This is a genomic window from Pseudomonas sp. LRF_L74 (assembly GCF_965644255.1).
GTDB lineage: Bacteria > Pseudomonadota > Gammaproteobacteria > Pseudomonadales > Pseudomonadaceae > Aquipseudomonas.
In genome coordinates this window covers 1,021,324-1,046,982 of sequence record NZ_CBFFRH010000001.1, presented here as the reverse complement: position 1 = coordinate 1,046,982, position 25,659 = coordinate 1,021,324, and the positions used below count along the sequence as shown (strand labels likewise).

At 64.2% G+C, this 25,659-nt stretch carries 21 protein-coding genes; 4 read left to right on the top strand and 17 right to left on the bottom strand.

Annotation, left to right across the window (positions count from 1 at the left end; translation table 11 throughout):
* The first annotated feature begins 6 nt into the window (after window positions 1-6).
* The 3 genes from ACSZPK_RS04825 (at window position 7) to coq7 (ending at window position 2,496) form a co-directional block, all read left to right on the top strand.
* On the top strand, window positions 7-972 hold the full coding sequence (locus tag ACSZPK_RS04825; protein WP_437880239.1) for a DUF805 domain-containing protein: 966 nt from the start codon (window positions 7-9) through the stop codon (window positions 970-972).
* 9 nt (window positions 973-981) lie between these two features.
* The gene (locus tag ACSZPK_RS04820; protein ID WP_437880238.1) at window positions 982-1,773 is read left to right on the top strand and encodes an SDR family NAD(P)-dependent oxidoreductase; all 792 of its coding nucleotides are present in this window, start codon (window positions 982-984) and stop codon (window positions 1,771-1,773) included.
* 75 nt (window positions 1,774-1,848) lie between these two features.
* Complete coding sequence (gene coq7 / locus ACSZPK_RS04815) at window positions 1,849-2,496, top strand: 2-polyprenyl-3-methyl-6-methoxy-1,4-benzoquinone monooxygenase (protein WP_437880237.1); 648 nt, start codon at window positions 1,849-1,851, stop codon at window positions 2,494-2,496.
* An 84-nt stretch (window positions 2,497-2,580) separates the two neighbouring features.
* Here coq7 and ACSZPK_RS04810 read toward each other — a convergent pair whose 3' ends face one another.
* Entirely contained in the window at window positions 2,581-3,006 is a 426-nt protein-coding gene (locus ACSZPK_RS04810; RefSeq protein ID WP_437880236.1) for an OsmC family protein, read from the bottom strand.
* A 227-nt stretch (window positions 3,007-3,233) separates the two neighbouring features.
* On the opposite strand from ACSZPK_RS04810, the gene crp reads away from it, so the two are divergent.
* Window positions 3,234-3,878, top strand: coding sequence for a cAMP-activated global transcriptional regulator CRP (gene crp / locus ACSZPK_RS04805; protein ID WP_437880235.1), 645 nt, complete (start codon window positions 3,234-3,236; stop codon window positions 3,876-3,878).
* A 58-nt stretch (window positions 3,879-3,936) separates the two neighbouring features.
* Here crp and trpC read toward each other — a convergent pair whose 3' ends face one another.
* The 16 genes from trpC to ACSZPK_RS04725 form a co-directional block, all read right to left on the bottom strand.
* Complete coding sequence (trpC, locus tag ACSZPK_RS04800; RefSeq protein ID WP_437880234.1) at window positions 3,937-4,770, bottom strand: indole-3-glycerol phosphate synthase TrpC; 834 nt, start codon at window positions 4,768-4,770, stop codon at window positions 3,937-3,939.
* Window positions 4,767-5,816, bottom strand: coding sequence for an anthranilate phosphoribosyltransferase (gene trpD / locus ACSZPK_RS04795; RefSeq protein ID WP_437880233.1), 1,050 nt, complete (start codon window positions 5,814-5,816; stop codon window positions 4,767-4,769). Before trpD ends, trpC begins: the two co-directional genes overlap by 4 nt.
* Window positions 5,813-6,409: an aminodeoxychorismate/anthranilate synthase component II gene (locus ACSZPK_RS04790; RefSeq protein WP_437880290.1), complete on the bottom strand. Its 597-nt coding sequence runs from the start codon at window positions 6,407-6,409 to the stop codon at window positions 5,813-5,815. The genes trpD and ACSZPK_RS04790 overlap by 4 nt, the downstream gene beginning before the upstream one ends.
* Before the next feature lie 258 nt (window positions 6,410-6,667).
* Window positions 6,668-8,038, bottom strand: a complete 1,371-nt coding sequence (gene pelG / locus ACSZPK_RS04785) for an exopolysaccharide Pel transporter PelG (protein ID WP_437880232.1) — start codon at window positions 8,036-8,038, stop codon at window positions 6,668-6,670.
* Window positions 8,038-9,558, bottom strand: a complete 1,521-nt coding sequence (gene pelF, locus ACSZPK_RS04780) for a GT4 family glycosyltransferase PelF (protein WP_437880231.1) — start codon at window positions 9,556-9,558, stop codon at window positions 8,038-8,040. The genes pelG and pelF overlap by 1 nt, the downstream gene beginning before the upstream one ends.
* Window positions 9,555-10,544 (bottom strand): HEAT repeat domain-containing protein, encoded by a 990-nt coding sequence (locus ACSZPK_RS04775; protein ID WP_437880230.1) that lies wholly within the window; start codon window positions 10,542-10,544, stop codon window positions 9,555-9,557. The genes pelF and ACSZPK_RS04775 overlap by 4 nt, the downstream gene beginning before the upstream one ends.
* A complete protein-coding gene (locus ACSZPK_RS04770) occupies window positions 10,522-11,892 on the bottom strand; it encodes a PelD GGDEF domain-containing protein (protein WP_437880289.1) in 1,371 nt (456 codons plus the stop codon). The genes ACSZPK_RS04775 and ACSZPK_RS04770 overlap by 23 nt, the downstream gene beginning before the upstream one ends.
* A 6-nt stretch (window positions 11,893-11,898) precedes the next feature.
* Window positions 11,899-12,420, bottom strand: a complete 522-nt coding sequence (locus ACSZPK_RS04765; protein WP_437880229.1) for a penicillin-binding protein activator LpoB — start codon at window positions 12,418-12,420, stop codon at window positions 11,899-11,901.
* 25 nt (window positions 12,421-12,445) lie between these two features.
* Window positions 12,446-16,051: a tetratricopeptide repeat protein gene (locus ACSZPK_RS04760; protein WP_437880228.1), complete on the bottom strand. Its 3,606-nt coding sequence runs from the start codon at window positions 16,049-16,051 to the stop codon at window positions 12,446-12,448.
* Window positions 16,029-18,827 (bottom strand): endo alpha-1,4 polygalactosaminidase, encoded by a 2,799-nt coding sequence (locus tag ACSZPK_RS04755; RefSeq protein WP_437880227.1) that lies wholly within the window; start codon window positions 18,825-18,827, stop codon window positions 16,029-16,031. Before ACSZPK_RS04755 ends, ACSZPK_RS04760 begins: the two co-directional genes overlap by 23 nt.
* A 354-nt stretch (window positions 18,828-19,181) precedes the next feature.
* On the bottom strand, window positions 19,182-20,660 hold the full coding sequence (trpE, locus tag ACSZPK_RS04750) for an anthranilate synthase component I (protein ID WP_437880226.1): 1,479 nt from the start codon (window positions 20,658-20,660) through the stop codon (window positions 19,182-19,184).
* A gap of 92 nt (window positions 20,661-20,752) precedes the next feature.
* Window positions 20,753-21,592: a phosphoglycolate phosphatase gene (locus ACSZPK_RS04745; RefSeq protein ID WP_437880225.1), complete on the bottom strand. Its 840-nt coding sequence runs from the start codon at window positions 21,590-21,592 to the stop codon at window positions 20,753-20,755.
* Window positions 21,589-22,272, bottom strand: a complete 684-nt coding sequence (rpe, locus tag ACSZPK_RS04740) for a ribulose-phosphate 3-epimerase (RefSeq protein WP_437880224.1) — start codon at window positions 22,270-22,272, stop codon at window positions 21,589-21,591. The genes ACSZPK_RS04745 and rpe overlap by 4 nt, the downstream gene beginning before the upstream one ends.
* A gap of 124 nt (window positions 22,273-22,396) precedes the next feature.
* Window positions 22,397-23,224, bottom strand: a complete 828-nt coding sequence (locus tag ACSZPK_RS04735; protein WP_437880223.1) for an ABC transporter permease — start codon at window positions 23,222-23,224, stop codon at window positions 22,397-22,399.
* A 10-nt stretch (window positions 23,225-23,234) separates the two neighbouring features.
* Window positions 23,235-24,482: an ABC transporter permease gene (locus tag ACSZPK_RS04730; protein WP_437880222.1), complete on the bottom strand. Its 1,248-nt coding sequence runs from the start codon at window positions 24,480-24,482 to the stop codon at window positions 23,235-23,237.
* A 120-nt stretch (window positions 24,483-24,602) separates the two neighbouring features.
* Entirely contained in the window at window positions 24,603-25,649 is a 1,047-nt protein-coding gene (locus ACSZPK_RS04725) for an ABC transporter substrate-binding protein (protein WP_437880221.1), read from the bottom strand.
* Window positions 25,650-25,659 lie beyond the last annotated feature (10 nt).

The window sequence follows — 25,659 nt, the reverse complement described above, 5'->3', positions numbered from 1 at the left end:
CGTATCATGCAACAACCACGCTTCAAGATCGTGTTCAGCGGCCAGCTCGTGCCTGGCGCAGCACTGGACGAAACCCGTGAAAAGCTCGCCAATCTGTTCAAGAGCAGCATCGAGCAGATCGATGCACTGTTCAAGGGCGACAAGGTCATCCTCAAGCGCAACCTCGAGGAGGCAGAAGCGGACAAGTACCTCGCGGTACTGACCCGAGCGGGCGCCCTGGCAAGCAAGGAAGCGGATACGAGCCAGGGATTCAGCCTGGTGAAGATCGATGAGGAGCCGGTTGCGTCAGGCGCAGCACAGATGCGCTGCCCGAAATGCGGCCATGACCAGGACAAAGCGCCCATTTGCGCCGCCTGCGGCATCGTTGTGGAGAAGTTCCTCGCCCGCCAGGCCAGCCAGGCCGAGGCAACGCCGGCCCCCGGCAGCCCTGCAACCGTCGAGGTCTCGCCCTACACCCCGCCAAAGGCCCAAGTGGCAGCACCAGCGGCGGAATTTGGCGAGCTGAAGGTATTCGGTGTGACCGGCCGTATTGGCCGGGTGCGCTACCTCGGCTGGAGTGCGGTTCTGTTCACCGCCACATTCGGCCTGTATATCGTCGCCGCGCTGCTCGGCCTGGCCGCCGCCTGGCTGGCAGGCCTGCTATTCATTCCAATCATCATCGCCTGCGGGGTCGTCAGCGTGCAGATCGGCGTACAGCGCCTGCACGACATGGGCATGTCCGGCTGGCTATGGCTGCTCACACTGGTACCCTTCGTTGGTGCCATATTCGCCATCGTCATGCTGGTCGTACCCGGCACCGAAGGCCCCAACCGCTACGGCCCGCCGCCTCCGCCCAACAGTACCGCGGTCAAGGTCCTGGCATTTGGCTGGCTGCTCATCCCGGTCGTTATCGGCATACTCGCAGCCATCGCCATGCCCGCTTACCAGGACTATCTGGAACGGGCACAGCAGTATCAACAACAAAGCCAGTAATCCAGCCCGATGCCCGGCTACGCACTCATCACCGGCGCCTCGGGAGGCCTCGGCCTGGCATTGGCCGAGGCCCTTGCGCGGCGCGGGCGAGACCTGATCCTGGTCGCTCGTCGGCGCGACATGCTGGAAAGCATCGCCTGCGAACTGAGCTTGCGCTTTGGCGTCGAGGTGCTGTTTCGCGTTTGCGATCTTGCCGAACCCCTGCAAATGACCGGGCTGATCCAGGAACTGGAGCAGTCCGGGCGCCAGATCGATCTGCTGGTCAACAATGCCGGCATCGGCAGCTCAGGCCTCTTCGTCGATCAGGACTGGTCGCATGAAAAGGAACTGATCGAACTCAACATGCTGGCTCTCGCCCGCCTTTGCCATGACCTAGGCCAACACATGCGCCAGCGTGGCAATGGGCAGATTCTCAACGTGGCCTCACTGGCGGCATTCCAGCCCGGGCCGATGATGAGCAACTACTTCGCCAGCAAAGCCTACGTGCTCCACCTGTCCGAAGGCTTGCGTCACGAGCTTGCGCCCTACGGCGTCAAGGTATCGGTGCTTTGTCCCGGCTGGGTCGCCACGGGCTTTTTCAGGCGCAGCCAACTCAAGAGCGGACCGCTTGAAGCAGGTAAACGGCTCGCCACACCCGAAGAGATCGCCCTGGCGGCCGTTCAGGGGCTGGAGCGCAATCGCGCGATCATCATTCCACGGCGCCAGCATCGCTTGCTGACACTCCTCGTACGCCTGAGCCCACGCGCCCTGGTCCGTCGATTCAGCGCACGCATGATTCGCCCTCTATTGCCCCGGCAATAGCCTCCTCTGCAGGCGTCGCCGGGAGGTAACGCAGATCGGTTACACTTGCCGCCTGCTTTCCGTGGAGGTGATCCCATGACCAGCGAACGCCAGTTCTCCCCTGTCGACCGCCTGCTGATGCAGGCCGATGCCGCGCTGCGCACCCTGCTGCCATTCAGCGGCGCACCCGCGCGGCCCTCGCCGGCGCTCGCCCAGAACGAGTGCGAGATGGACGATGGCGAAGCCCGCCATACGGCCGGCCTGATGCGCATCAACCACACCGGCGAGGTTTGCGCCCAGGCGCTTTACCAAGGCCAGGCACTGACCGCCAAGCTGCCACAGGTGCGCAAGGCCATGGAGGAAGCCGCCGAAGAGGAGGTCGACCACCTGGCCTGGTGCGAACAGCGCATTCGTCAACTCGGCAGCCGCCCGAGCCTACTCAATCCGATGTTCTACGGTTTGTCATTCGGTGTCGGCGCAATGGCCGGCCTGATCAGCGACCGGGTCAGCCTGGGCTTCGTCGCCGCCACTGAGGATCAAGTGGTCAAGCACCTGGATGAGCACCTGCAGCAGATTCCCGCAGATGACGCCAAGACCCGCGCCATTCTCGAACAGATGCGCGAAGACGAGCAGCACCACGCCAACAGCGCCCTCGACGCTGGCGGTCTGCGCTTTCCGCTTCCGCTGAAGTTCGGCATGACCCTGCTGTCGAAGGTCATGACCAAGAGCACTTATAGGATATAAAGCCTGCCACGAGGCGGCTCTGCTGCTGCCCCGCCATTTCGCGATTTTTACCGCTTGGAGCTATTCGATCGGAGCTGTTTTTGCCTACTGATCCAGCTCGACGATTTCGTAGCCGTGGGTGATTTCCACGCCTGCACGACCGAGCATGATCGAGGCCGAGCAGTATTTCTCCGCAGACAACTCCACCGCGCGCTTGACCTGCGGCTCCTTGAGGCCACGCCCCTTGATCAGGAAATGCAGGTGGATCTTAGTGAAGACCTTTGGATCTTCATCCGTGCGCTCGGCATCGAGGAAAGCCTCGCAGCTTTCCACGGCCTGACGGGATTTCTTCAGGATGCTGACCACGTCGAAACTGCTGCAGCCACCCAGGCCGATCAGCAACGTTTCCATGGGGCGAACCCCGAGGTTGCGCCCGCCAGCGTCGGGCGGACCGTCCATTACCACGACATGGCCACTGCCGGATTCACCGAGGAACATCGCCTCGCCCGCCCACTGAATGCGCGCCTTCATTACTTAGAGCTCCGCTGTTCGCAAAAGGCGCGAGTCTAGCACAGTGGCCAATACCGACAGAGGAGTACAATCGTGCGTTTGTCCAGCCCTCAATGTTAGGCTCGTCGCAAATAACGGTTGCGCTCGCTCACGCTCTGTTAATTTGACGACAAGATAATGGCACACTGCATGCCATAACAAGGAAACATCGCTGGGAAGTTTTTATCTTTTTCTGACCGGGGACAGGCATGGTCGCTATAACACTTACACCTAAAATCAAGAACATGGAAAAGTTGCTGGCGCACTGCCATCGACGTCGCTACACCTCGAAAAGCACCATCATCTACGCGGGCGACCGTTGCGAGACGCTGTTCTTCATCATCAAGGGTTCGGTCACCATCCTCATCGAGGATGACGATGGCCGCGAGATGATCATCGCCTATCTCAATCCCGGGGACTTCTTCGGTGAGTTGGGCCTGTTCGAAAAAGAAGGCCAGGAGAAAGAGCGCAGTGCCTGGGTGCGCGCCAAGACCGAATGCGAAGTGGCCGAGCTGGGCTATGCCAAATTCCGCGAGCTGACCCAGCAAGATCCGGAAATCCTCTACGCCCTCGGTAGCCAGATGGCGGACCGCCTGCGTAACACGACCCGCAAGGTCGGTGACCTGGCTTTCCTCGACGTCACGGGCCGGGTCGCTCGCACCCTGCTCGACCTGTGCAAGCAGCCCGATGCCATGACCCACCCCGATGGCATGCAAATCAAGATCACCCGCCAGGAAATCGGCCGGATCGTCGGCTGCTCACGGGAAATGGTCGGCCGGGTACTCAAAAGCCTCGAGGAACAAGGCCTGGTACACGTTAAGGGCAAGACGATGGTGGTCTTCGGCACCCGGTAAAACCAAGGTGGATAAAAAGACCGGCTACCGTCGTTCTTTTTATCCACCTTGAAGAGCGTCAGTCTGGATCGATTGCCACGCGCGCGCCCTTGCCTGGGAAGAACAACCGCTGCAGCTCGGCACCCGGTTCCTGGGCACGCATGAAGGCTTCGCCAACGAGGAAGGCATAGACCTGGCTGATTTCCATCAGTTCGACATCGGCACGGCTGAGGATGCCGCTCTCGGTGACCACCAGCCGATCACGCGGGATGCGTGGCAACAGGTCCAGGGTGGTTTCGAGGCTGACCTCGAACGTGTGCAGGTTGCGGTTGTTGATCCCCAGCAACGGGGTATCGAGGCTATTCAACGCACGCTCCAGCTCTTCGCCGTCATGCACCTCGACCAACACATCCAGGCCGACGCCCTTGGCCACGCTCGCCAGCTCGACCATACGCGCATCATCCAGGCAGGCGGCGATCAGCAGCACGCAGTCCGCCCCCAAAGCCCGAGCCTCGACGATCTGGTAGGGGTCGATCATGAAGTCCTTGCGGATCACCGGCAGCGAGCAGGCGGCACGCGCCTGCCTCAGGTAGTCGTCATGCCCCTGGAAAAAGTCGACATCGGTCAACACCGACAGGCACGCCGCGCCGCCACGCTCATAGCTCTGGGCGATCTCGGCCGGCACGAAGTCCTCGCGCAATACACCCTTGCTCGGCGAGGCCTTCTTCACCTCGGCGATGATCGCCGGCTCCTTGCGTGCGGCCCGCTCCAGCAATGCCTGGGCGAAGCCGCGCGGCGCATCGGCGCCACGGGCCAGGACTTCGAGCTCGGCAAGGCTGACGCGGCCACGCCGTTCGGCGACCTCCTCGACCTTGCGGGCGACGATCTTTTCCAGAACGGTCGGGATGCTCACGCTTGATTCTCCTGTCTGAACACGGCGGTGAAAGACACCAGGTCCTGTAGTTTTTCCCAGGCCAGCCCGGTGTGCAGCGCGTCGTGCGCCAGCTCCACGCCCTGCTTGAGGCTATACGTGAGATCCGCCGCGTACAATGCGGCACCGGCATTGAGGATGATCATTTCCGCCGCCTTCTGGCCGTTTTCCGTCTTGCGCTTGCTCAACGCATCGCGAATCAGCGCCAGCGACGCCTGCGGGCTGTCGACTTCAAGGCCGATAAGGGTCTGGCTCTTCAGGCCAACGTCCTCGGGGCTGACTTCATACTCGCTGACCACGCCGTCTTTCAGCTCGGCGACATGGGTCGAGGCCGCCAGGCTGAATTCGTCCAGGCCGTCACGCGAGTGCACCACCAACACATGTTCGCTGCCAAGGCGCTTGAGCACTTCGGCCAGCGGGCGGCACAGCGCCTGGTTGAACACGCCGACCACCTGATGACGTACGCCGGCCGGATTCGTAAGCGGGCCGAGCATGTTGAACAGCGTACGCAGACCCAGCTCCTTGCGCGGCCCGGCGGCATGACGCATGGCCTTGTGATGGGTCTGGGCGAACATGAAACCGACACCGACGCTGTCGATGCAGCGCGCCACTTGCTCCGGCTGCAGGTCCAGGTAGATGCCCGCCTCTTCCAGCAGGTCGGCACTGCCGCTCTTGCCGGAAACCGCGCGATTGCCGTGCTTGGCGACCTTGCCGCCGGCGGCCGCGACAACGAAGGTCGCCGCCGAGGAAACGTTGAAGATATTGGCGCCATCGCCACCGGTGCCGACCACATCGACCACGTGGCGCAGGTCGTTCAGCTCGACCTTGCTCGCCAGCTCACGCATGGCCGCCACGGCGCCGGTGATCTCGTCGATGGTCTCGCTCTTCATGCGCATGCCCATGAGGAACGCGCCGACCTGGGCGTCGCTGCAGGCACCGGTCATGATCTCGCGCATGACGTCCTGCATTTCCTCGGTGCTGAGGTCGAGCTGGTTGACGATCCGATTGAGTGCTTCGCGAATGTTCATGGACGCACACCCCCGACCTGGCGCAGGAAGTTGGCGAACAGCTCATGGCCCTGCTCGGTGAGGATCGACTCCGGGTGGAACTGCACGCCTTCGATGTGCAAGGTCTTGTGGCGCAGGCCCATGATCTCGTCGACGCTGCCGTCTTCGTGCTGGGTCCAGGCCGTCACCTCGAGGCAGTCGGGCAAGGTTTCGCGCTTGACCACCAGCGAGTGGTAGCGGGTCACGGTCAGCGGATGGTTGAGGCCGGCGAACACGCCCTGGTCCTTGTGGAACACCGGGCTGGTCTTGCCATGCATGGCCTGGCGCGCGCGCACCACGTCGCCACCGAAGGCCTGGCCGATGCTCTGGTGCCCCAGGCAGACACCGAGGATCGGCAGCTTGCCGGCAAAGTGCTTGATCGCTTCCAGGGAAATACCGGCCTCGGTCGGCGTGCAGGGGCCTGGAGAGACGACGATGCGCTCGGGATTCAGCGCCTCGATCTGCGCCACGCTCAGTTCGTCGTTGCGCACGACCTTGACGTCGGCGCCCAGCTCGCCCAGGTATTGCACGACGTTGTAGGTGAAAGAGTCATAGTTATCGATCATCAGCAGCATGGCTTTGCCCTCTGGCTTACTGCGTTGTTCAGTCATGTCTCGCGATCAGCCTCTCGGGAGGATGCCGGTGTCGATCAAGCGAGAAGATGAGACGAAGTGCCCGACCAACAGGCCGGACAGGAGGCGATCAAGCACGCCAGCGCCAACGGGCGTGGGCTTTGACGACGCGCATGAGGAGGGTGCTGCTGGAGTTCACGGACGGATCTCGCGTTACGATGGCCGCACAGTAGCCCAGGCGCGGGCCCCTGTGCAATATCGCTACCGCGAAAGCATGAATGTTTCGTACTCCAGGTCGTCCAGCGAACGCGACAGGCGATGCAGCCCCAGCAACACGCACAACAGCAGCGACAGCGTGAAGCCATAGCCGAAGAAGCTCGGCCCCAGCAATTGGCTGAGCAGGGTCAGGCCGGCGTTGAGCACCACGAAGAGGATGCACAGCTCCAGCACGATGGCGCGCTTGTCGAGGTAGAAGAACACGTTGAGCAGCGCCATGAACACCACCTGCACGCTGACCCCGACCAGATCGACGTAGAACAGCGGCAGGTAATACAGCGAGATGCCCAGCCAGTCGAGCAGACGCGGCGCGAGGAGGAACAGCAGGACCAGGGTCAGGCCCTGGACCTTGCAGATTTCCAGCAGGCCCTGGCGGATCGACAGGACCATCTGCTCCTTCAACTGACCGATGTGGCGCAGGGTCTCGCCGCCGCGAATCGCCGAATAGACACGCTCGTACCACTCGGCGAAGTCCGTCTCGATGCGCACCAGGAACACCGCCATGCCGGGGATGATCGCCAGGTAGGCGAGGAAGATCGGCAGGTCATAAAGGATCGAGGCACGCAGCGGGCCGATCACCGGATTGGAGGTGGCCGGGTTGAACCAGAAGATGAACTTGTCGATCCAGATGCCCAGGTTGTAGCAGAAGCCGCTGGCCAGCAGGCTGACGAACACCTTGCGCTTGTCGAGGAAGTCGAAGGCCACCAGTTGCTTGGCCGGGTACTCGCGCAGGATGTCGTAGAGGAACATGAACAGCAGGCTGCTATGGCCGATCAACAGCGCCAGCAACAAGCCCTCCATCTGTAGCGTGCGCAGGAAGATCGCCGCCAGGATCATCAGGCCGTAGCCGACCAGCATCACCAGCAGAATGCGGTTATAGGCCTTCATCCCGGACAGGAAGATGATCACCATCCACAGGTTGCACAGCACCACGAAGTTGGCCATGACCAGCAGCCGATAGGAGAACGACTGCTCGAAAGCCAAGGACAGCACCAGGATCGACAACGGCCCGGCCACCAGGGTGACCACCAGCAGGATGCCGATCAGGTTGGGCAGGATCGCGTCGTACTGTTTCTCGAACAGGCGGTCGGAAACGAAACGGGTGAAGAACAGCTGCAGGCCACCGGTGAGGATCAGCGAGGTGGCCATCAGGTACGTCACCGTCACCAGGAACTGGTACACCTGTACCTGCGGGATGACGATGCCGATACTGATCACGCCGATCAGCATCACGCTGATGATCGACAATACCCACGGCCCGGAGCTGATCAGGCCGGCATACAGGTACGCGCGCAGGGTCGCGGTGTAGGAGTCGCGGGAGAGGATCTTGCGCAGTTCGAAACCGATGCCGGCCATCAGACACGCCCCATAGCGTCAACGTAGAGGGTGCGATAACGCTCGAGCATCAGCACCTCGGTGTAATAGCGATTCACTCGCATCAGGCCGGTGGCCTGGGCGGCCTGCCAGCGCGGTTGATCGCGCAGCAGACCGAGCATGGCGCGGGCGCTGGCTTGCGGATCGGCGATGGCCACCACCTCGCCGCCCAGGCCGAGGGCACGGTCTTCTTCGCTGCCGCCTTCGATCAGTTCGCGGCAGGAGCCGACATCGGTACTGACTACCGGCGTGCCGGCCGCCCAGGCTTCGAGAATCACCAGCGGCTGGGCTTCGCTGATCGAGGTCAGGACCATCAGCCCCAGTTGCGGCAGCACTTCGTCGATCTTGCGGAAACCGAGGAAACGCACCTTGCCTTCCAGGCCGAGGCTGATCACCAGGTTGTGGCATTCGGCGGCGTAGTCCGGGTCTTCTTCTTCCGGGCCGACGATCCAGCCCTCCGCTTCCGGCATGGCGCTGATCACGCCACGCATGGCACGGATGAAGGTCTTCACGTCCTTGATCGGCACCACCCGCCCGACCAGCCCCGCCACCGGCGGAATACCGGCCGGGCGTTTCTCCAGGGCATCGGCCCACTGCGCCATGGCGATGCCGTTGGGCACCACCTGGGTCTTGCGTGGATCGGCACCATCCTGGATCTGCCGACGGCGGTTGCCTTCGTAGAGGGCGATGATCGAATCCGCCTCGCGATAGGCCAACAGGCCGACGCGCTCGAAGAAGCGAATCCACAAACGGCGGATGTAGCTGACTTCGACATCGAGACTGGTATTCAGCGCCTCGTCCGGGCTCTCGGCGATCCAGCTGGCCTGGGCCAGGTCGATCTTGCGTTCCTTGGTATAGATGCCGTGCTCGCTGAGTAGGAACTGGCAGCCCCAGCTGCGCTTGAGCAGCGCGCCGAGCAGCCCGGCGTAACCGGTCGAGATCGAGTGCAGCATGCGCGCCCGCGGCATGCGCAGGGCCGCTTCGAGCAACGCCAGCAGCGGCGCCTGCATGGTGCGCAGGGTCCAGAAATAGTTGACGAAGGACGGGTCGCTGCAATGGCGTTCGTAGCCGTCGCGAATCGCTTCCCAACTGCCACGGCTGTGCAGCACATCGTCCAGGCTGATCCTGCCCGCCACCAGGGCGTCGAGCAGGGCGTTGCCCTGGGCCGCGCTCGGCTCGTCCGGGTGGTGGAGGAACTGGTGCATGGCCTGCAGTTCCTTGACCGGACCGTCACGGCCGTCGCGCACGGTGGCGGCGCCTGGCTTCCAGGAACTCTCGAGGAAGTGCTCCTCGATATGCATCACGTTCGGCGGAATGGCGTAGTGGCGCTTGCCATAGGCCTCGCGCTGACCGCCGATGAAAAACACGCTGAAGGTCAGCTCGGGAAGGCCGAGGATCAGTTGATTGACCCAACTGGACACGCCGCCACGCACGTAAGGCCAGGTGCCTTCGAGCAACAGGCAGATATCGGCGCTGGCCGCTTCGGGCCGTTGAATGCTCATAACCAGTATCTCGCCAGTGCCGCGAATTGCGGGTGCTGCAACATTTCCTGGGACAGGCCGGCCAACGCTCTGGAGACATCGGAGAAATGCCGACGGTTGAAGGCCAGTTCCGCCCGGAAAGGAATCAATTGAGTGGCCGGCACGCCGTTGTCTTCGGCCTGCTGGAACAAGCCGGCGGCGTCTTCCAGAGCACCTTGTTCGAGCGCTATGCGCCCGGCCAGCACATAGCGCTCGCCCGTGGCTTCGATGGCCAGCGCCGCCTGCACGTGCTCGCGGGCCTGGCTCAGTACGTGGTCGAGCACACTGCCCTGGGCCAGGCCGAGATAGGCCAGCTCCCAGTACCAGTTGCCCAGGCTGCCATGGGCTGCCGCCTTCTGTACGCCCTCGGCGCTGGCCAGCGCCGCCAGGCCGCTCTCGATGCGCTGGTTCACTTCGCTTTCGCGCTGGTCGAGCATCGAATAGGCGAGCAGGCGCACGTCATCGGTCGGGTCACGCAGGGCCATCTTCAGGATCGGGATGGAGTCGCGCCCCGGCATGCGCCGCGTGGCGAACAGCGCGGTGATGCGGGTTTCCGGGTCCGGCGCATGCCGCAACACGTCTTGCAGACCACCATCGTTGAACATCAGTTGTTTCTTGCGCTCCAGCGGGCGGAACGGCAGGTCAGGCACGCCCTGGGCCTGCCACACCTGCTCACTGCGACGGCGCGGCAGGAACAGCGCCGGGAACACGGCAACGGCTACGCCAATCGCCCCCAGCAAGGGCACGAAGAACGACAGGCTGAAGATGAACAGCACGCTCCACGGCAACGGCTGCTTGTAGCGGCGCGGCAACCACAGCCAGACCCCGGCACTGAGCAGCGCACTGCCCAGGCCGTGGGCCATCGCGTAGAGGAAGCAGGCCTGGGCGAAGGGCAACGCGGCGAACAGTGTCGCCCAGCTACCGACCTCGAACAGGAAGGCGCCGCTAAACAGCCACTTGCTGATCATTGAGTCCGCACTCGTTGTAGAGGAAATGCTTCAGCTCGCTCGCCGCATGCCCCGGGGCCATGTCGAACTGGTGGATGCGTACCTGCCGGGTCGCGAAGGTCTGGCCCGGGCCGAAACGCTTGTCGACCAGACTGTCGATGCGTTCCAGATAGCCACGCGCACCCTCGGCCGACGTCAGCGGCAGCAAGACCAGGACACATTCGCTGTCGCGCGAATTGGTCTGCCGCAATTGCAGGTCGAGACCGCGCTGGCTGCCCTGCAGCAGGCCGAGCAGTTCGTCACGATCGGCACCTGCCTGGAACTCGAAGGCGAACAGGCAGGCAGACAGGTCATGGTCGCACGCATCGAACAACACACGCTTGAGGTTCTGCGAGAACGCCTGGGCGTCGGCGCTGCCCAGGCGCAGGGCAGCGCTGTCACTGTGCAGCAGATCGGCGATGTGGCCACAGAGAATCGCCAACAGACTGAGGGTGCGGTCGTTGAAGGCGAAGAACGGCATCTGCTGGATGCCCAGTAGCGCCAGCACGCGGCCCTCTGTATCGATCAGCGGCACACAGGCGAGCAGAGCGGAATGCGCGCGGTGCTCACCGCGCTCCACCAGCTCTTCACGCACGCTGACCAGTTCGCCACGCTCCAGGCACAGCTTGACCAGCAGATCGTCCGGGTCGAACCCGACCAGGTCGCCAACCTGGCTCAGCGGCTTGGCCTCGACCTTGCCCGCAGCCGAAACCCGGTACAGGCCGCAGTTGCGCAGCGAACCGTACGGCACCAGCAGAGCCAGGATCGGATCGGCCATGGCCTGCAACGCATCGCGGCCAGTGGCCAGGTCGCGCAGTTGCTCGCGCAGGTAGAGCAGTGAGCTGCGCAGGCTCAGGTCGTTGCCGGCCACACGCTGTTCCAGGCGGTCATGGGAGATGCGCAGGATGTGGTGGGCACGGGTGAACTCGTCCAGGCGCAACTGGCGGTAGTCATTGGCCAGGTCCAGGCGCTCCAGGCGGCGCTCCCAGATATCGCGGAACTCACCGACCAGCATGCCGCACAGCAGCACGCCGACGATGAACGACTCGGGGATATCGTCGTACAGCCCAGCGACCGCAGAGTGAAAGGCAAGCAGCGCCGCCACCAGCAGCACTGCGCTGACCAGCCCGCGCAGGAAACCGTAGCGCATGCCCATCAGCAATGGCGCCAGCACCAGCCAGGGGAATCCGCCCTCGATCAGCAGCGGATCCTGTGGCGACAGCCAGTAGCTCAGGCCGAGCCCCAGCGCGGTCAGACCGATCGTTTCGATCCAGGACACGGCACCACTGGCGCGAGGCGCCAGGATGAAGTCCTTGTGGGCGGATTCCATGGCCATTTATTGCAACCGCAGGTCGCTGACCAGTTTACGCAGGACTTTCTGCGCATTGCCGGCCAGGCTCTCGCGCGACCAGCCCGAACGCGCGCCGCTGTTGCTCCAGACGATACGGCCGCTGGCCGGTTCGATCACTTGCAGGCTGATGCCTACCGCGGGCTCGCCGTCGAGGCCGTTCTTGTACTGCCACTCCTCGACGCTGCCGGTCACCACGTAGTCGAGCTTCTGCTCGCGGGCCCAGTCGAGGGCCGCGCGCTGACGCTCGCGATCGTCCAGCAGCGGCACGTCGTCGCCCTGGTTCACCGCCGGGTACATGCGTGGCTGCAGGCCTTCCTCGCCGAGTACGCTGAGCAGGATCTGCTCGGCACGCTCACCGGCCTGGGGGGCCTGGGAGAAGTTGACCACCGGGACGATGCCCCACTGGGCACTCGCCGGCAGGGCCGGGCTGTCGGGGCCTGAGAAGCTGGAGCACGCGGCCAGCAGCATGGAGGCCAGCGCCAGGGTCAGAGAGCGGATGGGGTTCATGTTCGTTCCTCCTGATTGATTCGCTTCAGCGCCCGAAGCGGGTGCTGTAAGTCATGCCCAGCACGCCACCGGGCTCGCCATTGCCACCGCGTGGCGCCGACTGATAACCGAAGGTGAATGCCAATTCGTCGTCACCGATCACTTCCATGCCGAGACCGACGTTGATGCCGTAGTTGATCGTGTTGTCCGTCCATTGCCAGCCCGTCATCAGGTCCACCAGCCAGGTGTACTGCGGCCGCTCGCGGTTGAGCGAGCCAGGCAGGCCACGACGCAGGGTGGTGCCGACGTATAACTGGCCGTAGCGGCTCTGCAGCAGGTCCGAGGCACGCGCCTCTTCGATGCGCAGCGGGCCGCCGAGCGATTCGATGAAATCGTCACCGTCGTCATTGGCGATCTCGCGGGTCGCCAGCAGCCGCTCATCGAGCAGGCCGGTCGGACGGTTGTGCTGGTAATCCAGGCCGGAACGCACGGTCCAGGCCGGGCCCTCGAAGAAAATCGCATGATTGAGTTCGACGTTCATCGCTTCGCCATTGCCAAGGTCCTCGCCCTGGCGAGTCGAATAACGGCGATGAGCGAGACTCCAGACCAACTGGTCGCGCGGGGTCAGGCCGTGGCTGCCGGACAGGCTCAGGCCATCGCGCCGGCCCAGGGCGCGCATCAGCCCGGAGTCGTCGGTTTCGCGCTGGTAGTCGAGGGCGACTTCCAGCGCGGTGCGGCTGTCGAGTTCCCAGGTGCGGCTCAGGCCGAAGCCATTGCGGTCCTTGTCGCGGCGCAGGCTGCTGTCGAGGGTCAGCCCCAGGGAACCATCCGCCAGCTCGCGCTCGGCCTTGAGCAGCAGGTTGCGCTCCGTACCGAGCACGGAGGCGTCCAGCGATTCGCCCGAGTAGCGGCCCTCGCTCAAGGTCACCTCGGCGTACCAGTCACTGCCCAGGCTCCGCGCCATGTGCAATTGGACACCGCGGAAGTCGAGGCCGCCGAAGTCCTGCTTGAGCGGGCTGATCTGCATGCCCTGCGGATGGGCCTGATCCAGCGCCACCACCTGGCGCAGCAACTGGCGCTGGGTTGCTTCCGGCTGCTCGTCGCCCATGGCGCTGAGCCCCTCGCCCAGCGCATCCGAACCATGGCCGAGACGCTCCAGCGCCTCGACACGCTGCGCCGGATCGAGGCCGGAACCGACCAGCAGGCGCTCGATCTCGTCGCGGCTGTTGCGGCGCAGTACATCCTGAATCTGCTCATATTGGCTGATCTTCAGGCCACGCTGATGCGCCCAGCCCAGCCACTCGCTCTTCACGCCTTCCTGGTTGACCTGGTCGAGATGGTCGAGGAACTGCTCGAACCACACCTGCAAGGCGCCGCCACCGACCGGCCTGGCAGTACGGGCCTCGGCGCGGGCCGCCATCGGCGAGATGCTGACGGTCACCAGGCGCAGGTAGGTGGCGTACTCCTCGGGAGTGGCCGTGCCCAGGCCCTCCTTGAGCCTGGGCAGCAGGTAGCGGCGCAGACGCATGGCGCTGTCGCCACGGCCGGCGGTTTCCAGGGCATCGGCGTAGGCGGCCTGGACCAGCCAGTCGTCGGGGTTGACTTGCAGGTAGCGCTGGTACCAGCCGAGCGCTTCGGCCTGGTTGTTGAGCATCTGCTGGGCGCTGGCGAAAGCCAGCCACATGCGGCTGTCGGCGCGGGCGATCTGGCGCCATTGCGGCACGACAGAGACCAGTGCGTCGCGACGCCCGTGATCGACATAGAACCACAGCAGGCGCTGGCGGAAGGTGTTATCCATCGGGTAACGAGCCAGACCCTGCTGGTAGAGTTTCTCGGCCTCATCCAGGTGACCGTCACGCTCGGCCTGGAAACCACGCGAAGCGAACACCTGGGCCTCGACGTTGACCTCAGGACGCCTGGCCGCTTCGGCGAGCAGCTCTCGCACCAGCCCCCACTCGCGCAACTGCTCGGCTATCTGCAGGGCATTCACCAACTTGCGCGGCTCACCGGTACGCCGCCAATTGGCGACCATCAAGCCAAGCGCTTTCTCAGGCGCAACCTGCGTGTAGATCAGGGTCAGTTGTTCTTCTTCGTTGGAGAACAGCTTGCCGTCGAGCGCCAGCAAGCGCTCGTAGGATTTCTGGGCATCGTCGTCACGTTCCAGCGCCCAGGCCACCGCCGCGCGCAGGCGCCAGTATTTGACGCTGCGGACCTTGGCGTGATCGACGTCATCGAGCACGCGCCAGGCTCCCGCCAGGTCATACATGCGCCAATACACCGCGGCCCAGTCCAGGCGTTGTTCAATGGTCAGCGGGAAATGCTGGTTCAGCTCGCCCCAGACCTCGCTCTCGGCCTTGTACTGCAAGGTGTTTTCCAGGTTCTGTTGCAGGCGCAGCCAGGCCAGCTTGTGTTGCGGATGGCGCTTCACGTATGCGCGCAGCCAGGTCTCGGCCTGCTCTGGCGTACCACGGGATTCGTGGCCGTAGACCAGGGCATCGAGCTCGGTGTCGCTCAGCATGCGCTGATCGGCAATTTCACCGAGCAGCGGGATGGCCCGATCGAAATCGAACAGCATCGAGGCCAGGCGCCAGGCATATTCGCGACGCGCCGGGTCTTCGTTCTGGCGCAGCCGGGCGATGTAGTAATCCAACGCCTCGACCGGGTGCCCGGTCCATTCGCCAAGAAGTGCCATCTGCTCGAGCCAGGCGCTGTCCTGCGCGTCCACCGTACGCCCGATGCCCCAGGCTTTGTGGATATCGCCAGACGCCAGTTGCAGGCCAAAGTCCAGCTTCAGGGCGACCGGGTCGTTGGGGCGCAGGCTGTACCAATGGGCCAGCAGATCCTCGGCGAGATCGAAGCGCAGCGCCCCCTGGGCGGTTCTCACCGCGGATTCGAGCCAGGCGATATCGGCGTCGGTATTCTCGATATCGGCCAGGTGGCGGACCATCAATTCGGCCGCCTGCTCCGAATGATCGGCGGCCAGCAGGCTGTAGAAGGCCTGTTGCAGATTCTCGTGGCGCGCAGCTTGCAGCTCAGGGTCTGCGGCCAGGCGCAGGTATAGACTGGCCGCCTTTTGCGGCTGGTTGCTGGCCAGGTACCAGCGCGCAGCCTCGGTCTGCCACTCGTTGCGGCGCTGAGGCTGGCGCACGGCCAGATCATCGTAGGCGGTCGCGGCCAGCGCGGGGACGTTGAGGGCCAGCGCATGCTGGGCCAGGCGTTGCAGACGCTCGTCGCTGAGGGTATTCAGGTCCAGCCTGCGCAGGCGCGCCACCAGTTCATCATGCTGCTCGGCGGGAATGCCCTCGGGCTGGGCCAGGGCGTCGAGCAAGTCGAGTTCGAGCCTGTAGAACGGCGCCTCGCGCACTTCGGTATTGTTGGCATCGACGAGATAGAGGCGCGCCTTGGCGTAGTCGCCCAGCTTGATCAGCAGCTCGATCAGGTTCATGCGCAGGCTTTCGTTGTCCGGATGCGCCTGCAGCAACAGTTCGGCATAGCTCGCCTGAACGAGGTCGGGCTGCTTGCCGTCGGGCATGAACACCTCTTCGCCCTTGAAGATGAAGCCCAGCAGGCCGACGACCGCTACCGCGGCGCCACCCAGCGCCCAGGGGCTGAGCAGGCGTGAGCGCTTGTCAGTTACAGATGAGTTGCGCATCGCTCACCTTCTTCATCGGCAACTGGAAGTTCCACAGGCCCGCGCCACCCTGGCCTTGGTAGCTGTTGCCTGCGACGTCGATACGGCAAGCGGTTTGCGAGCGAACCTGCAACTGCAACGGCACCTCGCCGGCAAAGGAAAACACCACACGCTTGTCACTGCGATACTGCCAGTCGAGCAACGGCAGGTTGGCCTGCTCCAACGCCGGGCGCGGGTCGCGGCTGTCGCGCAGGGCGAGCACGGTGGATGGGCCGGCCAGGTGCACGTAGCGGCCTTGCGGCAAATCCCGCACCCCGGCAACGCCGCTGGAGCGCGCCAGGTCCGGCCAGCCCATTTCCGGGTCCAGGCGGACGGTACGCAGCGCGTCGAGGGCGCGCACCTGCCAGCGGCCGTCCAGGCGCAGGCCGAGGCTCGCCTGGTAGAGGCCATGCAGGCGCGGAATGTAATCGCTCATCCACAACGACATGGGATTCTGCGCTTCCATGTCCTTGTAGATGTCGTCCATCACCTTGATCGACGCCTGCTTGGTCGCCGAATAGAAGTGGTAGTAGAGGTTCAGGCCACGCATGCGGCGCGGGCTGTCGGTCAGGGCGAAGGTCTCGATCACCCCGCGGAAGCCGTAGTACGGGCCATGCCAGAGGTTGGTGTAGACGTTCTCGTTGATGATCGGCGCGTAATACTGGACGCCACCCTCGGTCGGTCGGATCAACGGCGACAGGCCGGTCAACGACGGGTTGGCGTAGGTCAGCGCGGTATTGCCGCCGTTGACGTTGGGCAGGCCGCTGTCATACGCGAGCTTGATGGTGTCGGCGCCGGGGTAGGCATCGCCTGGCCAGAAGATCATCTTCACCGGCTTGGCCGGGGTGGTCAGCCGCGCGTTGATGTAGTCGCGCGAGCCAACCACCTCGCGCACGAAGTCGAGTTTGTCGTAGCCGGGAATGGCCATCTTCAACCCGTACTCGGCGTCGAAGTTCTCGCGTTTGGTCGCCAGTTCGGGTTGCAGGAAGAAGGGATGGCTGAAGGTGTGCGTCGCCACCTCGACTTTCGGATCGGCGAAGATTTCCCGGGCGATGGGCTCCAGCTCGCGCGACAGGTGCGGGAACATGCCCTTGGGACCGACCTCCCCCTCGATCACCGAGACCGAGGTCAGGAACGGGTGCGCCTGGATGAAGTCGGCCAGCACCACCTTGCCCGAATAGGGCGAGCCGGTGACCTGGGCGCGCGACACGAAGCCATCGCCATCGATGTGCACGGTGGCGATGCGACGACCGTTCTCGGTGGTCACGTCAGGTCGCGGCTGCGGCTTCAGGTGCAAGGCCCGGGTAAGGAACAGGAATGGATCGATCATCCAGCGCGCCTGCTCGTTGCCCTCCTGCAGCACGTAGGGCGCCAGGGCGTAACCGCCCCACTTGCCGAACGCGGCCGGTACGAAGGGCTGGCCACGCGGCGAGGTCAGGGTGATCGCAGGCGTCGGCCCGCCCTTCGCCACGCCCTGGGCCGGCAGCTCGCGCAGGCGCACGTCGAACGGCGCCTCGAAACTGCCGAACAGCGCCTTGTCGTACTCGACCTTGGCCGGCGGGCCGCTCATCGGAGTGGACAGGCGCTGGATGCCCATGCGCTGCAACAGGGCGTCGTCCTCTACCGGGAAACCGGCGAAAAAGGCCAGCGGCACGTTCTCGTCGAGGCGGGCCGCCAACCAGGGTTCGAAGACACTGGAGGCTTCCGGCGACCCGCTGGTCATCCAGGTCAGGACACCGGCATAGATACCGCCGTTGCGGCGACTGGCCAGGCTGGTGTCGGCGGGCAGGTAATCGACGCGGTAGCCAAGGTATTCGATCAGGCCGCCCAGGTAGGTCTGCGCCGGGTTCTGGCCCAGGTCGCCTTCGCTGGGGTCATAGATCACGGCGATGCGTCGCGGCTGGACTTCCACACCGCTGACGCCCAGCTCGTCGAAGGCCGGCACGCCGACGAACGGCACGAAGCCCTCGTCCTGCAGACGGCGGGCCACGGCACGGGCCTCTTCACGGCGGGCGCTGGGCAGGTAGTCGATGGCCACCACGGGAATGCCCTGGGCCTGCACCGGCTTGAGTTGATCGAGCAACCAGTTGCGCGCCTCGTCGGACACCGGCGCATAGCGCTTGGTCGCCGCATCCCAGCCATGATGAATGGACTCCGCGGCGATAGCGGCTGGCACCCCCGGCAAATCCGGCAGGACCTCGAAGCCACGGTTGAAGAACAATTTCAGCCCGGGCCGCTGCGCATGCAGTTCGCGAATAAACGCTACCAGCGCCTGGCGCTGCGGCTCGCGCTGCGCTTCGGGCAACAGGTTGAAACTGTCGAGGGTATCGAGGAACAGTCCGGAGAACCCCTGCCCGGCCAGTTCGCTGGCGCGCTTGAGCAGGTGCTGGCGCCAGGCCGGGCTGGTCAGGTCCATGACCTGGCTGTTCCAGTTATCGTTACGCACCTGGCTGGCACCACCGTCCAGCATGCCGAGATCGCCGTCGAACTCTCCGATGGAGAGATAGGCGAACGGCACGCTGCCTTGCTTGCGCAGGAACTCGGCTTCCTTGGCACCGGCATGGCCGGGCTCGAGCACGACCCAGTCGAATTGCGCCAGCTCAGGCAGCGGCGGCTGGTCGGCATACCACAGGGCGACACTGTTCGGCGCCTGCTGCGCGGCCATGCCCAGGGCGGGAACCAGGAACACAACGAAAGCAGCCAGCCACCGGGACAAGCACTTGCATTGGAAGAGCTGACGCTGAGCGTTCCTTGCCATATCTGCCGCTACCTGAATCGATTCCGTTCGCGAGATCCAGCCTCAAACCCCACGGTTACGTTAATGCGAGGCGTTACCCGGTCAGGCATGCCCCAACGAAAGAACTGACCGCCCTCAGGCCAAGCGAACACGCGAGACGCGCCACCAGGCACCCTCGGGAAAACTCAGGAAAAAGGAAGAGTTGCCACACGCCAAACGTGCCCAACAGAAACTCAGTGTCGGTCTTGTCACGCTGTAATCAGGCTGGCGATCCTAGTGGCCTCATGCGGTGAAGGCAAGAGGCCAGCAGCGATTTCCAGCAAAAAAAGCCAATTTAATGGCTTTCCATTATACACACGTCAATTAGCCGTCAATTCACTCAGATGGACTAGTCGCCAAACTGACGGCGCGGAACATGGCGCGCCGCTTGTTCAGCGTTTCTTCCCATTCCAGGGCGGGCACGGAGTCGGCGACGATGCCACCACCGGCCTGGACGTGCAGCTCGCCATCCTTGATCACCGCGGTGCGGATGGCGATGGCGGTATCCATGTTGCCGTTCCAGGCAAAGTACCCCACGGCGCCACCGTAGATGCCGCGCTTGACGGGTTCGAGCTCGTCGATGATCTCCATCGCGCGGATCTTCGGCGCGCCGGACAAGGTGCCGGCCGGCAGGATCGCGCGCAGGGCGTCCATGGCCGTCAGCCCGGGCTGCAGACGGCCCGTCACGTTCGACACGATGTGCATGACGTTGGAATAGCGCTCGATCACCATCTTCTCGGTCAGCCTGACCGAGCCGGTGTCGGCAACACGCCCCACGTCATTGCGCCCGAGGTCGATGAGCATCAGGTGCTCGGCAATTTCCTTGGCATCGGAAAGCAGGTCCTGTTCCAGCGCCAGGTCGGCCTCCTCGGTAGCCCCTCGCGGACGGGTACCGGCGATCGGACGCACGGTGATCACCCCGTCCTCGGCCCGCACCAGCACCTCCGGCGAACTGCCGACCACATGGAAGTCGCCGAAGTTGAAGAAGTACATGTAGGGCGTCGGGTTGAAACAGCGCAGCGCCCGGTACAGGTCGATGGGCGCCGCCTTGAAGTCGATGGTCATGCGCTGCGACGGCACCACCTGCATGCAGTCACCGGCCAGGATGTACTCCTTGATGGTGTCCACCGCGCGCTCGTAGTCCTCGCGGGAAAAGCTGGAGCGGAATGCCGGCTCTTCACCGCGCGCGACACTCAGGTCGAGACCACGGCGCGGAGTGATCGGCCGGCGCAGTTGTTCGAGCAACTCATCCAGGCGCTGGCGCCCCTGCTCATAACCATCGGCGGCGGCCGGGTCGGCCAGAACGATGGCGTGCATCTTGCCCGCCAGGTTGTCGAACACCACCACGGCATCGGACACCATCAGCAGGATATCCGGGGTGCCCAGCGGGTCGGGATTCGGACTGGCGCCCAGGCGCTTCTCCACATAACGCACGCAGTCATAGCCGAAGTAACCGACCAGGCCACCGTTGAAGCGCGGCAGGCCGTCGAGGGTCGGCACCTGGTAGCGGGCCTTGAACTGCTCGACGAAATCCAGCGGGTCTTCGCACGCGTGACGCTCGGTCTCGACGCCGTCGACAGTGATCACCGCGGTGTAGCCATACACCCGCAGCACGGTCGCCGCCCGCAGGCCGATGATCGAGAAACGTCCCCATTTCTCGCCGCCCTGTACGGACTCGAGCAGGTAGGTGTTCGGCGCGTCGGCCAGTTTCAGGTAGATCGACAGCGGTGTGTCGAAGTCGGCGATGGTTTCGAAAGCCAGGGGGATGCGGTTGTAGCCGTCGGCGGCCAGGCGCAGGAATTCGTCGCGAGTCATGGTAGGTCAGCCTCTTGAGCGCAAGCCCGCGGGCTTGCACTTGGAAAACACGGGGGTTGGAGCAGACACGCCGGCAGGCCGGCAACAATCGATCAGGCGCGCCAGCGCCAACGGGCCAGGGCCTTGATGATTCGCATGTTGGCCAGGTTGAGCCAGTGTTTGCAGGGAGCCGCCACGGTGTTTTCTCTCGACTGCGGGTGTTCGGAGGAGTCGGGCGACAGTAGCGCAGCGCCGTCGCCCAGGCAACCGTCGGGCAGCAGTTGGCGCAGATCGTCGAGCACCAGGCTCGGTTCTTCTTCGGCGATCGGCCGGCCGTGGTTGTAGCCGTAGGTCAGGCCGACACTGGCGACGCCGGCGGCGCGAGCGGCCAGCACATCGTTGCGCGAATCACCGATGAACAACGCCTGCGCCGGCTCGACCCCGGCCATGCGCATGACGAACAGCAGCGCCGCCGGGTCGGGTTTCTTCTGTGGCAAGGTGTCGCCGCCGATGATCCAGCGGAAATAACGACCGATGCGCATCTCGTCCAGCAAGGGGCCGACGAACTGTTCGGGCTTGTTGGTGATCAGGGCCATTTCCACGCCCTGGCCCTTCAACCACTTCAATGTGCTGCGCACTCCCGGATACACCGTGCTGAAGGCGTGGCTGTCGGCATAAGCCTGCATGAACAGTTCCAGGCCGCGCTCGGCCTCGGCAGCGTCCACGGCGTCATGCTCGATCCCGCCGGCCAGGGCACGCCGCACCAGCACCGTAGCGCCGTTGCCGACCCAGTCGCGGACCTGCGCCATGCCGGCGGCCGGGCGCCCCAGCGCGATCAGCATGCTGTCCACCGCAACGGCCAGGTCGGGCACCGAGTCGATCAGGGTGCCATCCAGATCGAACATCACCAGGCGCGGCAGGCCGGCCGGGAACAGCGTGGCCAGGCCGCTCATGAGCGGGCGATCTTGGCCTGGGCCAGTTCCGTGCGCATCGCGTCGATCACCCCCTTGTAGTCGGGCTGGTTGAAGATCGCCGAGCCGGCGACGAAGGTGTCGGCGCCCGCCTCGGCGATCTCGCGGATGTTCTTGACGTTGACCCCGCCGTCGATCTCCAGGCGGATCTCATGGCCGCTGGCGTCGATCAGCGCACGCGCCTCGCGCAACTTGTCGAGGGTGCCGGGGATGAACTTCTGCCCACCGAAGCCGGGGTTGACGCTCATCAGCAGGACCATGTCGATCTTGTCCATCACGTACTTCAGGCTGTCCAGCGAGGTGGCCGGATTGAACACCAGGCCGGCCTTGGCGCCGCCATCCTTGATCAGTTGCAGGGAGCGGTCGATATGCTGGCTGGCTTCGGGATGGAAGGTGATGTAAGTGGCACCGGCTTCGAGGAAGTCGCCGATGATGCGATCCACCGGGCTGACCATCAGGTGCACGTCGATCGGCGCGCTGACGCCGTACTTGCGCAGCGCGGCGCAGACCATCGGGCCGATGGTCAGGTTGGGCACGTAGTGGTTGTCCATGACATCGAAGTGCACGATGTCCGCACCCGCGGCGAGAACCTTGTCCACATCTTCCCCCAGGCGGGCGAAATCGGCGGACAGAATGGACGGGGCGATGGAAAAGGGTTGCATGGAATGCCTCGGGGCGGATCACGGTGGCGCAGATTGTAGCCTGAGTCGCCCAGCGAGGCAGTTGTCACATATCAGTTTTGCGTTTCGACCATGGCCGGGTCGCCCGCCAGCGACCCGACATGCGTCACTCAGAAACCGCCGTGCGCATCTTCTCGCTACGCCCGCGCAGCCACTCCAGCACCAGCAGCAGGACGATGGAGAAGCCGATCAGCAGGGTCGCCGCGGCGGCGATGGTCGGGCTGAGGTTCTCGCGGATGCCGCTGAACATCTGCCGTGGCAAGGTCGCCTGCTCGGGGCCGGCGAGGAACAGCGTCACCACCACTTCGTCGAACGAGGTGGCGAAGGCGAACAACGCGCCGGAGATCACCCCGGGTGCGATCAGCGGCAGGGTCACCCGGCGGAACGCGGTGATCGGCGATGCGCCGAGGCTGGCCGCCGCCCGCACCAGGTTGTAGTTGAAGCCCTGCAGGGTGGCCGAGACGGTGATGATCACGAACGGCACGCCGAGCACGGCATGCACCAGGATCAGCGACAGGTAGCTGTTGCCCAGGCCCAGCGGGGCGAAGAACAGGTAGCTGGCGACGCCGACGATGACCACCGGGGCGACCATCGGCGAAATCAGCAGGCTCATGATCAGCGCCTTGCCACGGAACTCGCCCCGGGTCAGGCCGATGGCCGCCAGGGTGCCGAGCACCATCGCCAACAAGGTCGCCGCCGGAGCGACGATCATGCTGTTACCCAGCGAGCGCATCCATTCGGCCGAGCCGAAGAAGTCGCTGTACCAGCGCAGCGAGAAGCCTTGCATCGGGTAGACCAGGAAGGTGCCGGAGTTGAACGACAGCGGCACGATCACCAATACCGGCAGGATCAGGAACAACAGCACCAGCGCGCAGAGGATGCGCAGGGTCCAGAACCACAGGCGCTCGACCGGGGACATGTAAGGACTGTTCATCATTCTCTCCTCAGCCCAGGCGCAGGCGACTGGCGCCGACCAGCCAGCTATAGACGACGTACAACAGCATGGTGGCGAGCAGCAGCAGGCCGCCCAGCGCCGTGGCCATGCCCCAGTTGATGGTGCTGTTGGTGAAGAAGGCGACGAAGTAGCTGATCATCTGGTCGTTCGGGCTGCCCAGCAGCGCCGGGGTGATGTAGTAGCCGATCGACAGGATGAACACCAGCAGGCAACCCGCGCCGACACCGGCCACGGTCTGCGGGAAATACACGCGCCAGAAGCTGGCGAACGGGTGGCAACCGAGGGAGATCGCGGCACGCATGTAGCTCGGCGAAATGCCCTTCATCACGCTGTAGATCGGCAGGATCATGAACGGCAGCATGATGTGCACCATGGCGATGTACACGCCGGTACGGTTGAACACCAGTTGCAGCGGCTGGTCGATCAGCCCCAGCTTCAGCAGCAGGCCGTTGATCAGGCCGCCGGACTGCAACAGCACGATCCACGCCGCGACGCGCACCAGGATCGAAGTCCAGAATGGCAGCAGCACCAGGATCATCAGCAGGTTGCTCTTGCGCGTAGGCAGGTTGGCCAGCAGATAGGCCAGCGGATAGGCCAGCACCAGGCAGAGAACCGTGATCACCACGCCCATCCAGAAGGTGCGGGCGAAGATGTCGAGGTAGATCGCCTGGTCAGGCGTGGCGACGGCCAACTCACCGAGGTCATCGATACGGTGGTCGAGGGCCGCCAGCAGGTAATAGGACGTGGTGCTGCTGGCGTTGCGGCGGATCGCCTGCCAGTAGGCGGGGTCGCCCCAGCGCTCGTCGAGGCTTTCCAGCGCGTCCTTGTAGGAGGCCGGCTCCTCCTTGAACGGCAGGGCGCGGCCGGTCTTGGCCATCAGGCTGCGGTAGCCGGCCAGTTCCATGTTCAGGCGCTTGGAAAGATCGCCGATGGTCTGGTTCTTGCGCGCGTCGACCAGGTCCAGGCTCAACGCCTTGTACACCGGCTCGCCAGGCAGCGCCTTGCCATCCCACTGCGCGATCGCCTCGACGGTGCGCGGCAGTGCGCTGACCACCTCGGGGTTGTTCACGCTCTTGTAGAGCAACGCGCCGATAGGCACGAGGAAGGTCAGCACGAGGAAGACCAGCAGCGGCAGGATCAGGCCCTGCGCCTTGAGTCGGTTCATCCGCTCGGCACGCGCCAGGCGCTGCTTCAGGGATGGACCCGGGGATTCGTTGAGGGAGACGGTGGCAACCATCGCTAGCTCCGGCATATCAGGCCGACGGGTATCGACCGGGAAAATGAGGCGAGGGCCTTCGCCCTCACCCCTGCCCCTCATGACGAGGGAAACGCGTACAACTCACTTCGGTACAGGCGCTTACTTGGCAGCCCAGGCGTTGAAGCGCTGCTCCAGTTGCTCGCCGTAGTCCGCCCAGAAGGTGACGTTCATGGCGACCTGGTCCTTGATGTTCTCAGGCGTGGTCGGCATGTCGTTCAGCAGCCCCTTGTCGAGCAGCGCGACGGCAGCCTTGTTGGCCGGACCGTAGGCGATGTTCTCGGAGTAGATCTTCTGCTGCTCGGGCTTGACCGAGTAGGCGATGAATTTCTTCGCGGTCTCGATATCCTTGGCGCCCTTCGGAATCGCCCAGGCGTCGAAGTCATAGATACCGCCGGTCCAGACGACCTTGAGGTTGCTCTCCTTCTGCACGGCGGCGATGCGGCCGTTGTAGGCGGAGCTCATGACCACGTCGCCGGAGGCGAGGAATTGCGGCGGCTGGGCACCGGCTTCCCACCACTGGATGCTCGACTTGATCTCGTCGAGTTTCTTGAACGCGCGGTCCTGGCCGTCTTTGGTCGCCAGTATGCTGTAGACGTCCTTCGGCGCGACGCCGTCAGCCATCAGGGCGAATTCCAGGGTGTACTTGGCGCCCTTGCGCAGGCCGCGCTTGCCCGGGAATTTCTTGGTGTCCCAGAAATCGGCCCAGGTCGCCGGTGCGCTCTTCAGCTTGTCGGCGTTGTAGGCCAGCACGGTCGACCAGACGAAGAAGCCCACGCCGCAAGGCTGGATGGCGCCATCGACGTAATCCGAAGCCTCGCCGAACTGCGCCGGGTCGAGTTCCTCGAACAGGCCTTCGTCGCAACCGCGAGCCAGTTCGGGGGATTCGACCTCGACCAGGTTCCACGACACGCTGCTGGTGTCGACCATGGCTTTGACCTTGGCCAGTTCGCCGTTGTACTCGCCGGCGATGATCTTGCCGCTACCGGACTTTTCCCAGGGTTCGTAGAACGCCTTGACCTGGGCATTCTTGTTCGCGCCGCCGAAGGACACCACGGTCAGGTCGCCCGCCATTGCCGGGGCGGCACAAGCCAGACCGAGGGCCAGAGCGGTCAGTTGTACGCCGCCTCGTTGCAAGAGCTTCAACATTATTGTTTCT

What these genes read in the sequence shown, in the direction of transcription:
- ACSZPK_RS04825 (WP_437880239.1), top strand. Translation starts at nt 7, where the DNA reads ATGCAACAACCACGCTTCAAGATCGTGTTCAGCGGCCAGCTCGTGCCT.
- ACSZPK_RS04820 (WP_437880238.1), top strand. Translation starts at nt 982, where the DNA reads ATGCCCGGCTACGCACTCATCACCGGCGCCTCGGGAGGCCTCGGCCTG.
- coq7 (WP_437880237.1), top strand. Translation starts at nt 1,849, where the DNA reads ATGACCAGCGAACGCCAGTTCTCCCCTGTCGACCGCCTGCTGATGCAG.
- ACSZPK_RS04810 (WP_437880236.1), bottom strand. Translation starts at nt 3,006, where the DNA reads ATGAAGGCGCGCATTCAGTGGGCGGGCGAGGCGATGTTCCTCGGTGAA.
- crp (WP_437880235.1), top strand. Translation starts at nt 3,234, where the DNA reads ATGGTCGCTATAACACTTACACCTAAAATCAAGAACATGGAAAAGTTG.
- trpD (WP_437880233.1), bottom strand. Translation starts at nt 5,816, where the DNA reads ATGAACATTCGCGAAGCACTCAATCGGATCGTCAACCAGCTCGACCTC.
- ACSZPK_RS04790 (WP_437880290.1), bottom strand. Translation starts at nt 6,409, where the DNA reads ATGCTGCTGATGATCGATAACTATGACTCTTTCACCTACAACGTCGTG.
- pelG (WP_437880232.1), bottom strand. Translation starts at nt 8,038, where the DNA reads ATGGCCGGCATCGGTTTCGAACTGCGCAAGATCCTCTCCCGCGACTCC.
- pelF (WP_437880231.1), bottom strand. Translation starts at nt 9,558, where the DNA reads ATGAGCATTCAACGGCCCGAAGCGGCCAGCGCCGATATCTGCCTGTTG.
- ACSZPK_RS04775 (WP_437880230.1), bottom strand. Translation starts at nt 10,544, where the DNA reads ATGATCAGCAAGTGGCTGTTTAGCGGCGCCTTCCTGTTCGAGGTCGGT.
- ACSZPK_RS04770 (WP_437880289.1), bottom strand. Translation starts at nt 11,892, where the DNA reads ATGGAATCCGCCCACAAGGACTTCATCCTGGCGCCTCGCGCCAGTGGT.
- ACSZPK_RS04765 (WP_437880229.1), bottom strand. Translation starts at nt 12,420, where the DNA reads ATGAACCCCATCCGCTCTCTGACCCTGGCGCTGGCCTCCATGCTGCTG.
- ACSZPK_RS04760 (WP_437880228.1), bottom strand. Translation starts at nt 16,051, where the DNA reads ATGCGCAACTCATCTGTAACTGACAAGCGCTCACGCCTGCTCAGCCCC.
- ACSZPK_RS04755 (WP_437880227.1), bottom strand. Translation starts at nt 18,827, where the DNA reads ATGGCAAGGAACGCTCAGCGTCAGCTCTTCCAATGCAAGTGCTTGTCC.
- trpE (WP_437880226.1), bottom strand. Translation starts at nt 20,660, where the DNA reads ATGACTCGCGACGAATTCCTGCGCCTGGCCGCCGACGGCTACAACCGC.
- ACSZPK_RS04745 (WP_437880225.1), bottom strand. Translation starts at nt 21,592, where the DNA reads ATGAGCGGCCTGGCCACGCTGTTCCCGGCCGGCCTGCCGCGCCTGGTG.
- rpe (WP_437880224.1), bottom strand. Translation starts at nt 22,272, where the DNA reads ATGCAACCCTTTTCCATCGCCCCGTCCATTCTGTCCGCCGATTTCGCC.
- ACSZPK_RS04735 (WP_437880223.1), bottom strand. Translation starts at nt 23,224, where the DNA reads ATGAACAGTCCTTACATGTCCCCGGTCGAGCGCCTGTGGTTCTGGACC.
- ACSZPK_RS04730 (WP_437880222.1), bottom strand. Translation starts at nt 24,482, where the DNA reads ATGGTTGCCACCGTCTCCCTCAACGAATCCCCGGGTCCATCCCTGAAG.
- ACSZPK_RS04725 (WP_437880221.1), bottom strand. Translation starts at nt 25,649, where the DNA reads ATGTTGAAGCTCTTGCAACGAGGCGGCGTACAACTGACCGCTCTGGCC.